Raw genomic sequence first — 13,339 nt, 5'->3', positions numbered from 1 at the left:
CATTACAGGCACACATCGTGGACAACACCACTGAAGTCATCCATCCGGAGCTGCGCGGCCAGGCGGTCGTCATCACCGGCGGTGCGAAGGGCATCGGCTACAGCACGGCGCTGGCCTTTGCCCGCCAGGGCGCTCGCGTCGCGCTGCTGGACATGGACGCCGCCGCGCTGGAGGCGGCTGTTGCAAGTCTGGCGGCCACGGGAACCGGCGCGCAGGCCATGGCCGTGCAGGCGTCCGTCACCGACGCCGACGCGGTCGAGCGCGCCTTCGCGCAGGTAGCAGAGACCTGGGGCGGCATCGACGTGCTGGTCAACAACGCCGGCATCTCGGCCAACAAGCCCACGCTGGAGGTCACCGTGGACGAATGGCGCCGCGCCGTGGATATCAACCTGACGGGCGTCTTCCTGTGCGCGCAGGCCGCGGGCCGGCGCATGGTGCCGGCAGGGTCCGGCAGCATCATCAACCTGGCCTCCATGTACGGCGTGGTGGCGGCGCCCGACCGCGCGGCCTACTGCGCAACGAAAGGCGCGGTGGTGCTGCTGACCGAGACGCTGGCCGTGGAATGGGGCCCCGCGGGCGTGCGCGTCAACGCGCTGGCCCCGGGCTACGTCGAGACCGACCTGGTGCGCGACCTGGCGGCACGCGGCCGGCTGGATCCCGAACGCCTCAAGCAACGCACGCCGCTACGCCGCATGGCGCAGCCGGCCGAAATGGCCGACCTGGCGGTCTTCCTGGCCTCGCGCCAGGCCGCTTACATCACCGGACACACCTTGGTGGCCGACGGCGGCTGGAGCCGCTACAGCTACCTCTGATTGCCCCGACGCTCAAAAACATTCTGGAGATTCATTCATGGCCACCTACCAACCGCTTGAGCCCCAGGCGCCCTGGCGGCAACTGACGGCCGACGCCTCGGACTGGCAGCAGGCTGACCCCGCGCTGCTCGGCACGATGCTGACCCAACTGCACTGGATCCGCGCTTTCGAGGAAGCCGTGCTGGAACTGGCCGCCGAAGGCCTGGTGCACGGCCCCGCGCACTCGTCCGTGGGCCAGGAAGGCGGCGCCGTCGGCTCGGTGCTGGCGCTGGGCGCCGGCGACCAGATCAACGGCTCGCATCGGGGCCACCACCAGTTTCTGGCGAAGGCGCTGCAACACGTCGCGCCCCTCGGGCTGGATCCGCGCAACCCGCTGACGCCCGCCATCGACGAAGTCCTGCACAAGACGCTGGCCGAGATCATGGGCCTGGCCAACGGCTATTGCCGCGGCCGCGGCGGCAGCATGCATTTGCGATGGCTGGAAGCCGGCGCATTGGGCACCAACGCGATCGTCGGCGGCGGCGTGCCGCTGGCCGCCGGCGCGGGCTGGGCGCACAAACACGCGGGCACGGACCGCGTGGCCGTGACGTACTTCGGCGACGGCGCGGTCAACATCGGCTCCGTGCTGGAAACGATGAACCTGACCGCCGCATGGAAGACGCCGCTGTGCTTCTTCATCGAGAACAACCGCTACGCCGTGTCCACGACCGTGGAAGAATCCACCGCCGAGCCGCGCCTGTCCGCGCGCGGCCTGGCCTTCAACATTCCGTCCTGGAAAGTCGATGGCATGGATCCGCTGGCCGTGTACCTGGCCATGTCGGAAGCGGTGGCGCACATGCGCGCCGGTAAGGGTCCGACCATCGTCGAGGTGGACGTCTACCGCTTCTTCCACCAGAACGGCCCGTTCCCCGGCAGCGCCTTCGGCTACCGCACCAAGGACGAAGAGGCGCAGTGGCGCCAGCGCGATCCGCTGGACCGCATCGCCTCGGAAATGATTGCCCGCAAGCTCGTCACGCAGGCCGAGGTGGATGCCCTGCGCCAGCGCTGCAAGGACGTGATGAAGGACGTGTCCGGCCGCCTGACGGAAGCCGCCGACGGCGGCAAGCGCCGCGTGCGCGCCGACCTGTGGCCCAGCCCGGATTTCCGCGACGTGGGCCTGCGCAGCGACGGTTCAGAACTGACCGGCCTGCGCTACCAGGAAGCCGCGGACCACCCCGGCGCCAAGGTGACGCGCAAGTTCGTCGATGCGGTGGCCGACGTGCTGGACCGCCGCATGGAAACTGACCCCGGCGTCGTGGTGCTGGGCGAAGACGTGCACCGCCTGAAGGGCGGCACCAACGGCGCCACGCGCGGCCTGAAGGACAAGTATCCGGACCGCGTGCTGGGCACGCCCATTTCCGAAAACGCCTTTGCAGGACTGGGCGGCGGGCTGGCGATGGACGGCCGCTACAAGCCCGTCGTGGAATTCATGTACCCGGACTTCATGTGGGTCGCGGCCGACCAGATCTTCAACCAGATCGGCAAGGCGCGCCACATGTTCGGCGGCGACATCGACGTGCCGTTCGTGCTGCGCACCAAGGTCGCGATGGGCACGGGCTACGGCTCGCAGCATTCGATGGACCCGGCCGGCATCTTTGCCACGGCGCCCGGCTGGCGCATCGTTGCGCCGTCCACGCCGCACGATTACGTGGGCCTGATGAACACGGCGCTGGCGTCCAAGGATCCGGTGCTGGTCATCGAGCACGTGGATCTGTATGCGTCGTCGGGCGACGTGCCCGATGGCGATCTGGACTACGCCATTCCCTTCGGCAAGGCCCGCGTGCGCCGTGAAGGCAGCAAGGTCACCATCCTGACGTACCTGTCCATGGTCAGCCGCGCGCTGGCGGCCGCCGAACAGGCAGGCGTGGACGCCGAAGTCATCGACCTGCGCACGCTGGATCGCGCCAGTCTGGACTGGGACACCATCGGCGCCAGCATCCAGAAGACCAACAACGTGCTGATCGTGGAGCAAGGCGCGCGCGGCACGTCCTACGGCGCCATGCTGGCCGACGAGATCCAGCGCCGCTACTTCGACTGGCTCGACCAGCCGGTCAAGCGCGTCACGGGCGGCGAGGCCTCGCCCAGCATCTCGAAGGTGCTGGAACGCGCGGCGTTCGCCGACACCGACGAGGTGATGTCGGGCCTGGCCGACGTGCTGGCCGATCTGGGGGAACCCTCATGAGCGCCCTGCACATGACCGTGCCGATGGAAGTCGGCATCTGCTGCGCGGACCTGGATGCGCTGGCCGCGTTCTACACCAGCGTCATGGGATTGACGCTGGTGAACCGCGTGACGGTGCCCGCCGACAAGGCGCGGGCAACGGGCCTCACGGCGCACGGCTATGACGTCGCGCGCCTGCAGACGCCGTACGGCGAGCGCATCAAGCTGCTGCAACCGGTCGTGGCGCCCGAGCCTGCGGTGCGCGGCGCGGCGATTCTGGACCGCCAGGGCGCCGCTTACCTCACCTTCATCGTGCGCGACCTGCGCGGCGTGGTGCGCGATCTGCAATCGAAGGGCGTCGTCTTCGACAGCGCGCCCGCGCCCATGGAAGTGCGGCCCGGCACGTGGCTCGCCTTCTTCCGCGACCCCGAAGGCAATGTGCTCGAACTCGTCGAATACGACGACCCCGCCGCGTACCGGCCCGACCTGGCCGGCGCCGCTGAATAGGAAGAACACCGTGGCATACCTCATCAAGCTCCCTTCTGTAGCCGCCGACGCCTCGGGCGGCATCCTGCACCAGTGGCTCAAGCAGGAAGGCGACCGCGTTGCCGTGGGCGACGCGCTGGCGGAAGTCGAAACCGAAAAGGCCATCGTCGAGATCAACGCCGAACAGGCCGGCGTGCTGGGCCGCATCGTGGTCCAGGCCGGGCCGGCGTCGGTGCCGATCAATACCGTGATCGGCGTGCTGGTCGCGGACGGCGAGGACGCGGCGGCGATTGATCGTGCGCTGGCTGAGCACGGTGGTGCGAAGGCGGCTGCTGCGCCGTCTGTTGGATCCGCTGCTGGCGGGGCAACGGGTGCCTCGGCCGCGCACGCCGCATCCTCGACCGCAGCCGTCCCCGGCGGCCGGCTCTTCGCCAGCCCCGTCGCCCGGCGTCTTGCCGCGCAATGGCATGTCGACCTGCTGGGCGTCACCGGCACCGGCCCGCATGGCCGCATCGTGCGGCGCGATGTTGAAGCCGCGCGCGACCGTGCGCCGGCCGCAGCACCCGCCGCCGCGCCGCTTGCTGGCCGGCCAGCCGCACGCCGCGTGCCGCACACCGGCATGCGCCGCGCCATCGCGCGCCGCCTCACCGAAAGCAAGCAGCACGTGCCGCACTTCTACCTGACGGTCGACTGCCGCATGGACGCGCTGCTGGCCCTGCGCGCGCAGGCCAACCACGGCGGCGCGGTCAAGCTGTCGGTCAACGACTTCATCGTGCGCGCCGCCGCGCTGGCGCTGCGCGAGGTGCCCGAGGTCAACGCGTCCTGGCACGACGACGACATCGAATACCATGCCGGCGCCGATATCTCCGTGGCGGTGGCCACCGACGGCGGCCTGGTCACCCCCATCGTGCGTGACGCCGACGTGAAGTCCCTGTCCGTCATCGGGGCAGAGATCGTCGAGCTGGCCAAACGCGCCAAGGTCAACCGCCTGAAGCCCGAAGAGTTCACCGGCGGCTCGCTGACGGTCAGCAATCTGGGGATGTACGGCGTCAGCCAGTTTGCCGCCATCATCAACCCGCCGCAGGCCGCGATCCTGGCCGTTGGCGCAGCCGAACGCCGGCCGGTGGTCGACGCCGACGGGCAGCTGGTTGCCGCCACCGTCATGACGGTGACACTGTCGGCCGACCATCGCGTGGTGGACGGTGCGGTCGGCGCACGCTGGCTGGCCGCGTTCCGCGCGCTGATCGAAAACCCCGTGCGCATCCTGCTGTGAGCCCCGCCATGACGAAGACGAGTTTTGATCTGGTGGTGGTGGGCGGCGGCCCGGGCGGCTACGTGGCCGCGATCCGCGCCGCGCAGTTGGGCATGTCGGTCGCGCTGGTCGAGCGCGCCGAACTGGGCGGCATCTGCCTGAACTGGGGCTGCATTCCCACGAAGGCCCTGCTGCACAGCGCCACCGTGCTGCGCGCCTGCCGCGAGGCCGCGCACTATGGCGTGACGGGTGCGGGCGAGGCGCGTCCCGATCTGGCCGCCATGGTCGCCCGGTCGCGTAAAGTCGCCGGCCGGTTGGGCCAGGGCGTGACGCATCTGATGAAAAAGAATGGCGTGACGGTGTTCGCCGCCAGCGCCAGGCTTGCCGGGTCCGGCAAACTGGCGCTGGACAACGGCGCCACGCTGTCGGCCAAGCACATCATCCTGGCCACCGGCGCGCGCGCCCGCGACCTGCCGGCGTTGCCTGCGGGCGAACGGATCTGGGCGTACCGGCAGGCGCTGGTCCCGACCGAGATCCCGAAGTCGCTGCTGGTCGTGGGCGCGGGCGCCATCGGCGCCGAGTTCGCCAGCTTCTATCGCGCGGTCGGGGCCGAGGTCACGCTGATCGACATGACGCCGGAGATCCTGCCGCAGGAAGACGCCGAGATCTCCCAACTGGCGCGCAAGACCTTTGAGAAGCAAGGCATCCGCGTGCTGACCCGTTGCGCGGTGACGGCCTCGTCGACCACGGCCGGCGGCGTCAAGGTCACGCTGGAGCACGAAGGCAAGAAGCTCGAACAGACCTTCGACCGCGTCATCGTCGCCGCGGGCATCGTCGGCAACGTCGAGAACCTGGGACTGGAGCAGACGCGCGTCAAGGTCGAAAAGACGCACATCGTCACCGACGACCTGTGCCGCACCGGCGAGCCCGGCGTCTACGCGATCGGCGACGTGGCCGGCGCCCCATGGCTTGCCCACAAGGCCAGCCACGAAGCCGTGCTGTGCGTCGAGGCCATCGCCGGCCTGCCCGTGCACGCCATCGATCCGCTGCGCATTCCCGCCTGCACGTATTCCTACCCGCAGGTCGCCAGCATCGGCATGACCGAAGCCCGCGCGCGCGAACACGCCAGCAAGACGGGCGGCGAAATCCGAGTTGGAAAATTCACCTTCGCCGGCAACGGCAAGGCGATCGCCATGGGCGAGGACCAGGGCCTGGTCAAGACGGTGTTCGACGCCAAGTCAGGCGAACTGCTGGGCGCGCACATCATCCACCCCGAGGCGTCCGAGCTGATCACCGGCTATGGCGTGGCGGCATCGTTGGAAGCGACCGAAGAAGACCTGATGCACACCGTGTTCGCCCACCCGACGCTGTCGGAAACGCTGCACGAATCGGTGCTGGCGGCGTTCGGACGAGCGCTGCACGCGTAGCGGTTGTCCACAGGTGTCAGACACCCTAGCGCCACCGCGCCATCCTGACGAGCATCTCCCCAGGGTGTCAGACACCTGAGCCGAATCGGTGCTCAATGACGGTGTCTGACACCCTCGTGAGGCAAGCGACATGCCGAGATCACGTCCGCAGGGTGTCAGACACCTGCGCGCATCAAATCCGACCCGCGTAAAAATCCAGGAAGCACGCGATGCGCCGCGACAGCTGCGTATTGCGGTGATACACCGCGTGCATCGGCTGCAGGTGATCGGTGTATTCGCTTTCCAGCACCTTCACCAGCCGCCCGGCCTCGATATCCTCGCGCACGACGAAGTCCGACAGGCACGCGATGCCGACGCCGCGCAGCGCCAGTTGCCGCTGCGTTTCGCCGCTGGACGTTGCAAGCGTCGGCGTCGCCTGAAAGCTGGAACCGCCGGCATGGCGCAACGGCCACAGGTTCAGGCTTTCCGGTTGCGTGAAACCCAGCAATTCGTGATCCGCCAGATCCTCCACGGTGCGCGGCGCGCCACGCCGCGCGATGTAATCGGGGATGGCCATCATCCAGCGCGGCGACGGCCGCAGCGCGCGCGCGTGCAGCGTGGAATCGGTCAGCGGCCCCATGCGCAGCGCAACGTCGGTGCGATGCTCCATCAGGTCCACGATGCGGTCGTTGCTGGTGAGTTCCAGCGAGATCTCCGGATACGCGCGCCGAAACTCGGCGACGTGAGGCACCACGCAATGCAGCATCACCGGCACCGACGCGTCAACGCGCAGACGCCCCGCAGGCCGCTGATGCACCATGCGCATGCACTCCTCGGCCTCTTCGAGCGCCGCCACGATCTGCCGCGCCTTCGGCAGAAAATGCCGCCCCTCTTCGGTCAGCTCCATGCGGCGCGTGGTCCGGTTCAGCAGCGTGACGCCCAAGTCTTCCTCCAGCCGCTGCAAGCCCCGGCTGACGCCGGATGCAGTCTGGCCGAGCATTTCGGCGGCGGCGCTGAGGGAGCCGGCGTCGACCACGCCGAGGAAGAGGCGCAAGGCTTCGGAGTTCAGGGACATTTATTGCGCTCCGGTTGGGGGTCGCTGAATTTTATCGGCACGATCACCGAAACCCGCGCGCTTAACGAGTACCGTTCGCGACTGCCGGCCGCTCAGCACAAAAGAAAAAAACGGCGCCCAAAGCGCCGCTTTTTTCATCAATCCGCCATCAACCGATCAGCGCTTGCCCTTCAGCTTGAGCTGCGACAGGTCGCGCACCGCGCCGCGGTCGGCCGACGTGGCCAGCGCCGCATACGCCTGCAGCGCCTGCGACACCACGCGTTCGCGGCCCACCGGCTCCCAGCCGTCGGCGCGCGCGTCCATGGCGGCGCGGCGGCGGGCCAGTTCGTCGTCGGAAACCGCCAGGTGCATCTTGCGGTTGGGGATGTCGATCTCGATCGTGTCGCCTTCTTCGACCAGACCGATCGCGCCGCCTTCGGCCGCTTCCGGCGAGGCGTGACCGATCACCAGGCCCGACGAGCCGCCCGAAAAGCGGCCATCGGTGAAGAGCGCGCAGGTCTTGCCCAGGCCCTTGGACTTCAGGTAGGACGTGGGATACAGCATCTCTTGCATGCCGGGGCCGCCCTTGGGGCCTTCGTAGCGGATCACCACCACGTCGCCCGCCACAACCTTGTCGCCCAGGATGCCTTCCACGGCGTCGTCCTGGCTTTCGAAAACGCGCGCGCGGCCGGTGAAGACCCACTGGGACTCGTCCACGCCGGCCGTCTTGACGATGCAACCCTTTTCAGCGAGGTTGCCGTACAGCACGGCCAGGCCGCCGTCCTTGGAATAGGCACTTTCCTTGCTGCGGATGCAGCCCGTCTTGCGGTCGGTGTCCAGCGTCAGGAACGTGGCGTCCTGGCTGAAGGCGACCGTGGTCGGGATGCCACCGGGGGCTGCGCGATAAAACTTTTTGGCTTCTTCGCTTGCGCTGCCGGCCACGTCCCATTGCTGGATGGCGTTGCCCAGCGTGCCGCTATGCACGTTGCCGCAGGACAGGTCCAGCAGGTCGGCGCGCGCCAGTTCACCCAGGATGCCCAGGATGCCGCCGGCGCGGTGCACGTCTTCGATGTGGTACTTGTCGGTAGCGGGCGCCGCCTTGCACAGGCACGGCACCTTGCGCGAGATGCGGTCGATGTCGGCCATGGTGAAGTCCACACCGGCTTCCTGCGCCGCAGCCAGCAAGTGCAGCACGGTGTTGGTCGACCCGCCCATCGCCACGTCCAGCGCCATCGCGTTCTGGAACGCGCTCTTGGTGGCGATGCTGCGCGGCAGGACGGATTCGTCGTCTTCGACGTAGTAGCGGCGGCACAGGTCCACGACCAGGCGGCCCGCTTGTTCAAACAGGCCCTTGCGCCAGGCGTGCGTGGCGACAATGGTGCCGTTGCCGGGCAAAGCCAGACCGATGGCTTCGGTCAGGCAGTTCATCGAGTTGGCCGTGAACATGCCGGAACAGGAGCCGCAGGTCGGGCAGGCGCTACGTTCGATTTCGGCAACCTCGGCATCCGACACCTTGGGGTCGGCGGCCTTGATCATGGCGTCGACCAGGTCGATCTTGGCGATGACAGTGCCGTCGGTGGGCGACTTGACCTTGCCCGCTTCCATCGGACCGCCCGACACGAACACGACCGGGATGTTCAGGCGCATGGCGGCCATCAGCATCCCCGGGGTGATCTTGTCGCAGTTGGAGATGCAGACCATGGCGTCGGCGCAGTGCGCGTTGACCATGTATTCCACCGAGTCCGCGATGAGTTCGCGCGACGGCAGCGAATACAGCATGCCGCCGTGACCCATGGCGATGCCGTCGTCCACGGCGATGGTGTTGAATTCCTTGGCGACGCCGCCGGCGGCTTCGATTTCCTTGGCCACCAGCGCGCCCAGGTCGCGCAGGTGCACGTGGCCCGGAACGAACTGCGTGAACGAGTTCACCACGGCGATGATCGGCTTGCCGAAGTCGCCATCCTTCATGCCGGTGGCGCGCCACAAGGCGCGGGCGCCGGCCATGTTGCGGCCGTGGGTCGAGGTGCGGGAACGGTAGTGCGGCATGATCTGTCTCAGGCTGTAGCTGTTAGCGTGGGCGGCAAAACGGTAAATAATACGCTGGTTCCGCGCCCGGCCGCCCCGCGACCGTGCTGAAACGGACACGCGTCCGTCAGGCGAACGTCAGGCGGCCCCCACGCCCCGCGCCGCGAATGCGCTGGGTGACTCGCCCAGCGCCTTGCGGAACATGGCCGCAAATGCGCTGGGGCTTTCGTACCCCAGGTCCAGCGCCACATCCAGCACGCGATCGCCCCGCGCCAGCCGCTCCATCGCCGCCAAGAGCCGTGCCTGCTGGCGCCAGCGCCCGAACGTCATGCCCGTATGGCGCACAAAAAGCCGGTGCACCGTCTTGGGATCCACGCTCAACGCCCGCGCCCAGTCCGCAGCCCCGTCCTGACGCTCCGGATTCCGCACGATGGCGCGGCAGATGCGCGCAAGACGCGGTTCCGACGGCTGCGGCAGATGCAGCGGCAGCGCGGGTTCCTGGCGCAGCTCGTCCAGCAGCAGCAGCAGCATCAGCCGCCCATCGCGCGTATCCGGCGCCCAGTCCAGTGGCACCTCGGCCGCGGCCGCCATCAGCTCGCGCAGCAAGGGCGACACGGACAACACGCAGCATTGCGCCGGCAAGTGCGTTGCAGCGCCCGGCTCGACAAAAACGGTGCGCATGCGCGGTTCGCCGCTCATGCGGATGCCGTGCGACACCCACGCCGGCACCCAGACGCCGCGCGTCGGCGGCACCACCCAGATGCCCGCGTCCGTATCCACCACCATCACGCCCGACATCGCATACACCAGTTGCCCGCGCCGATGGCGGTGGCGTTTGACGCGGTGACCGTCCGGATAGTCCACGGCCAGCCCCGCCACCGGACGGCGCGAGGATTCGTAGGGATAGAGGTCGGGTTCGGCCACCATGGGAGCCTTGCGGGACGCCGTCATGGCGTTCGCCCCCCCAACGCCAGCAGCGCGTCCTGCAGATGCCGCAGTCCGCGGCTGAGCGGTTTGTCGCGCCGCAGGACGATCGCCAGATCGCGCGACAGGCGCGGCGTCAGCGAGCGCACTTCGAGCGCCTCGCGCCTTCCCGCGCCCGATACCGCGAGCCGGGGCAATACCGCGCAGCCGAGTCCCGCGCCCACGATTTCCTTCATCGCCTCCGTGCTGCCCAATTCCATGATCGGCTTGGCCGCCACGCCCGCCGCCTCGAACCAGTCGTCCACCAACCGCCGCGTGCGTGCGCCCGGCTCGAACAGCACCAGCGGCAGCCGCGCCAGCGACTGAGGCGTCACCACCTCGGGAATGGCGGCCGCATCGCGCGACGGAAAGATCGCCACGAACTCGTCCTCCATCACCGGCGTCGCCTGGAACATGCGACCCGGCGCCGGCAGCGTGATCAGCACGATATCCAACGTATTGGCCTCCAGCCCGCGCAGCATGTCCGCCGTATTGCCCGTGCTGGCCACGATATCCAGCGCCGGAAACCGCTGCCGCAGATCCGCCAGCACCGGCGGCAACAGATAGGTGCACGCCGTGGCGCCCGTGCCAAGCCGGATCCGCCCCGAGACCTGCGATGCGTGCGACGACATCGCCTGCTCGGCCTGCGCCACCGCGCCGTCGATCACGCGGATGTGGGCCAGCAATTCCCGCCCCGCTGCCGTCGGTCCCGCGCGCCGCCCGACGCGCTCCACCAGCTTCAATCCAAAACGCCGCTCCAGTTGGCGGATCTGCAGGCTGACCGCGGGCTGCGTCACGCCCCCGCGCTCGGCGGCGGCGGAAAAACTGCCCAGTTCGATGACCTGCGCGAATGTGCGCAAGTGGTCCAGATTCAAGCCGCGCATGGCCATCCCAAAGTTTTGCTTATAAAAATCATAATAGACCAAAGCTTTATTAATGGTTTGCGTTGGCTCACACTGGCGTTTTCGATTAGCCACCCCGGCCATTCCATGTCGCCCCATTCGCCCACCGTCCTCATCCGCGACAGCGCGGAAGCCGATCTGCCCGCCATCAAGACCATCTACGCACATCACGTGGAGCACGGCACCGCGTCCTTCGAGCTCGAGCCGCCCTCCATCGCCGAAATGCGCCAACGCCGCGCCGGCGTCCTCGAAAAAGAAATGCCCCACCTCGTCGCCGAGATCAACGGCGAAGTCGTCGGCTATGCCTACGTCACCGCCTACCGCCCGCGCCCCGCCTACCGGCACACCGTCGAAGACTCCGTCTACGTCAAGGCCGGCCGCGCCGGACTGGGCATCGGCGGCAAGCTGCTCGCCGCACTGGTCGAGCGCTGCACCGCCGCCGGCTGGCGCCAGATGCTGGCCGTGGTCGGCGACAGCCGCAACGCTGCCTCGCTTGCCCTGCACGCCAGCCAAGGCTTTCACCCTGTCGGCACGTTACGGTCCGTGGGACACAAGCACGGCGAATGGCGCGACACCGTCCTCATGCAGCGCAGCCTCGGCGAAGGCGACACCACGCCCCCGCAACGCCCATGATCCGCCCCCGCGCCGTCATCTGCCTGGGTCTCACCCAGCTCGTCGGCTGGGGCGTCACCTTCTACCTCATCGGCGCCCTCGGCCCGGCCATGACAGCCGACCTGGGCTGGAGCACCGCCACGGTCTACGGCGGCTTCTCCGCCGCCATCGTCGTCATGGCCCTCGTCTCGCCCGCCGCCGGCGCCGCGGTGGACCGCTGGGGCGGACACCGCGTCATGCCCGCTGGCGCCGTCCTGTCCGCCCTGGGCTGCGCCCTGCTCGCCATCACCCATTCGCACGCGCTCTACTTCGCCGCCTGGGCCGCGCTCGGCGTCGGCATGCGCCTGTGCCTGTACGACGCCGCCTTCGCGGCGTTGGCCCGCGCCGCCGGCCCCGCCGCGCGCCGCCCCATGTCCCAGATCACCCTCTTCGGCGGCCTGGCGTCCACGGTCATGTGGCCCATCGGCCACTTCCTCGCCGAATGGCTGGGCTGGCGCGGCGCCGCCCTGGTCTACGCCGCGCTCGCGCTAGCCACCGTCCCCCTCTACCTGGCCCTGCCCCGCCGCCGCTACACCGCGTCCGCCACCGACGGCGGCAAGGCCTCCACGGGCCTCACCCGCACCGCCGCCGAACGCCGACTTGCTGGCATCCTGTACGCCGCCATCGCGATGCTGACCAACTTCCTGGCCGCCGGCAACGCCGCCCACCTCTTCTCGCTGCTGACCGGCCTTGGCCTGACCACCGCCGCCGCCGTCACCGTCGCCGCCTTATGGGGCATCGGCCAATTCGCTGCCCGACTGGGCGACGTCCTCGTCGGCGCCCGCCTGCATCCCCTGACGCTCAACCTGGCGGTAGGCCTGGCTCTCCCCCTATGCTTTCTGCTCGCCCTCGTCCCCGGCGGCAACCTCTACGCCACCGCCGCCTACACCCTGCTCTATGGCGCCTGCAACGGACTCATGACCATCACCCGCGGCACGCTGCCGCTGGCGCTCTTCGACTTTCGCAGCTATGGCGCGCTGGTTGGATCGCTGCTGATCCCCAGCTTTTTACTCACCGCCGCCGCGCCGGTTGCGTATGCGTTTGTCATCGAGTGGCAGGGCGCGAAAGCGGCAATGATGGCGTCCGCAGCGCTCGCAGCAGTCATTGCTGCGGCGGCGGTGATGCTGAGATGGAGGTTTATCGGGCGGGTGAATGAAGCAGCAGTGACGGCGGCCGTCACAACTGGCGAGGTGCCGACGGCGCGGGATGGTGTTTGAGCGCTGGCGTTCTTGGGACGGTGTCAGACACCCAGGAGGCGGTGGCGCAAGATGGACGGGCGTTTCTGTAGGGTGTCAGACACCTCGAGTGGTTCTGGGCGGTGACAGACACCCCAACACACCGCAGCCACGCGCGAAGCGTCATCACCAAACGCAAGACACCGCGTAAGCCCCGCCAGGCCGCCCGCGCGGCCGTCGTGGGGCGGGCCCCGCAAGATGCTTCAAACAGCCCGGACGCAGGCAAGAACCTCAAGAACCCGATTCGCCCCAGCGCCCGCCAAGCTGAAACCACCAGAGCCCGGCGTGTCGTCGGTCTGGGGCGCGCGGGGCGTGTAGATGCGCCCGAGGGAATCTGAAGGGAAGGCCGAAGGC

At 68.6% G+C, this 13,339-nt stretch carries 11 protein-coding genes; 7 read left to right on the top strand and 4 right to left on the bottom strand.

All coding sequences use genetic code 11. The features are described from left to right. Positions 1-17: 17 nt before the first annotated feature. Genes AC6LJW_RS25810 through lpdA form a run of 5 tightly spaced genes read left to right on the top strand, consistent with a single transcriptional unit; the run spans position 18 to position 6,176 of the window. A complete protein-coding gene (locus tag AC6LJW_RS25810) occupies positions 18-812 on the top strand; it encodes an SDR family NAD(P)-dependent oxidoreductase (protein ID WP_056559755.1) in 795 nt (264 codons plus the stop codon). Positions 813-849: 37 nt separating this feature from the next. After that, a complete protein-coding gene (locus AC6LJW_RS25805; RefSeq protein WP_498088636.1) occupies positions 850-3,033 on the top strand; it encodes an alpha-ketoacid dehydrogenase subunit alpha/beta in 2,184 nt (727 codons plus the stop codon). Further along, positions 3,030-3,518 carry a VOC family protein gene (locus AC6LJW_RS25800; RefSeq protein ID WP_498088634.1) on the top strand — a complete coding sequence of 163 codons (489 nt, stop codon included), beginning with the start codon at positions 3,030-3,032 and terminating at the stop codon, positions 3,516-3,518. The genes AC6LJW_RS25805 and AC6LJW_RS25800 overlap by 4 nt, the downstream gene beginning before the upstream one ends. A 10-nt stretch (positions 3,519-3,528) precedes the next feature. Continuing rightward, entirely contained in the window at positions 3,529-4,770 is a 1,242-nt protein-coding gene (locus tag AC6LJW_RS25795; RefSeq protein WP_498088632.1) for a pyruvate dehydrogenase complex dihydrolipoamide acetyltransferase, read from the top strand. A gap of 8 nt (positions 4,771-4,778) precedes the next feature. Further along, the gene (lpdA, locus tag AC6LJW_RS25790; protein ID WP_498088630.1) at positions 4,779-6,176 is read left to right on the top strand and encodes a dihydrolipoyl dehydrogenase; all 1,398 of its coding nucleotides are present in this window, start codon (positions 4,779-4,781) and stop codon (positions 6,174-6,176) included. Positions 6,177-6,348: 172 nt separating this feature from the next. On the opposite strand, the gene AC6LJW_RS25785 is transcribed toward lpdA, so the two are convergent. From AC6LJW_RS25785 to AC6LJW_RS25770, 4 genes are all read right to left on the bottom strand, one after another. Then, the gene (locus AC6LJW_RS25785) at positions 6,349-7,230 is read right to left on the bottom strand and encodes a LysR substrate-binding domain-containing protein (RefSeq protein WP_498088628.1); all 882 of its coding nucleotides are present in this window, start codon (positions 7,228-7,230) and stop codon (positions 6,349-6,351) included. Positions 7,231-7,386: 156 nt separating this feature from the next. Next, positions 7,387-9,255, bottom strand: coding sequence for a dihydroxy-acid dehydratase (ilvD, locus tag AC6LJW_RS25780; protein WP_056559768.1), 1,869 nt, complete (start codon positions 9,253-9,255; stop codon positions 7,387-7,389). Positions 9,256-9,372: 117 nt separating this feature from the next. Next, entirely contained in the window at positions 9,373-10,185 is an 813-nt protein-coding gene (locus tag AC6LJW_RS25775; RefSeq protein WP_498088626.1) for an AraC family transcriptional regulator, read from the bottom strand. After that, positions 10,182-11,081, bottom strand: a complete 900-nt coding sequence (locus AC6LJW_RS25770; RefSeq protein ID WP_200949352.1) for a LysR family transcriptional regulator — start codon at positions 11,079-11,081, stop codon at positions 10,182-10,184. Before AC6LJW_RS25770 ends, AC6LJW_RS25775 begins: the two co-directional genes overlap by 4 nt. Positions 11,082-11,186: 105 nt before the next feature. On the opposite strand from AC6LJW_RS25770, the gene AC6LJW_RS25765 reads away from it, so the two are divergent. Further along, on the top strand, positions 11,187-11,732 hold the full coding sequence (locus AC6LJW_RS25765) for a GNAT family N-acetyltransferase (RefSeq protein ID WP_427987062.1): 546 nt from the start codon (positions 11,187-11,189) through the stop codon (positions 11,730-11,732). Beyond that, positions 11,729-12,967 (top strand): MFS transporter, encoded by a 1,239-nt coding sequence (locus tag AC6LJW_RS25760; RefSeq protein ID WP_498088624.1) that lies wholly within the window; start codon positions 11,729-11,731, stop codon positions 12,965-12,967. The genes AC6LJW_RS25765 and AC6LJW_RS25760 overlap by 4 nt, the downstream gene beginning before the upstream one ends. Positions 12,968-13,339 lie beyond the last annotated feature (372 nt).

The organism is Achromobacter sp. 1012554356 (genome assembly GCF_059760815.1).
Note: the sequence above shows the minus strand (reverse complement) of the source record. Positions and strands in the feature narration are given on the sequence as shown.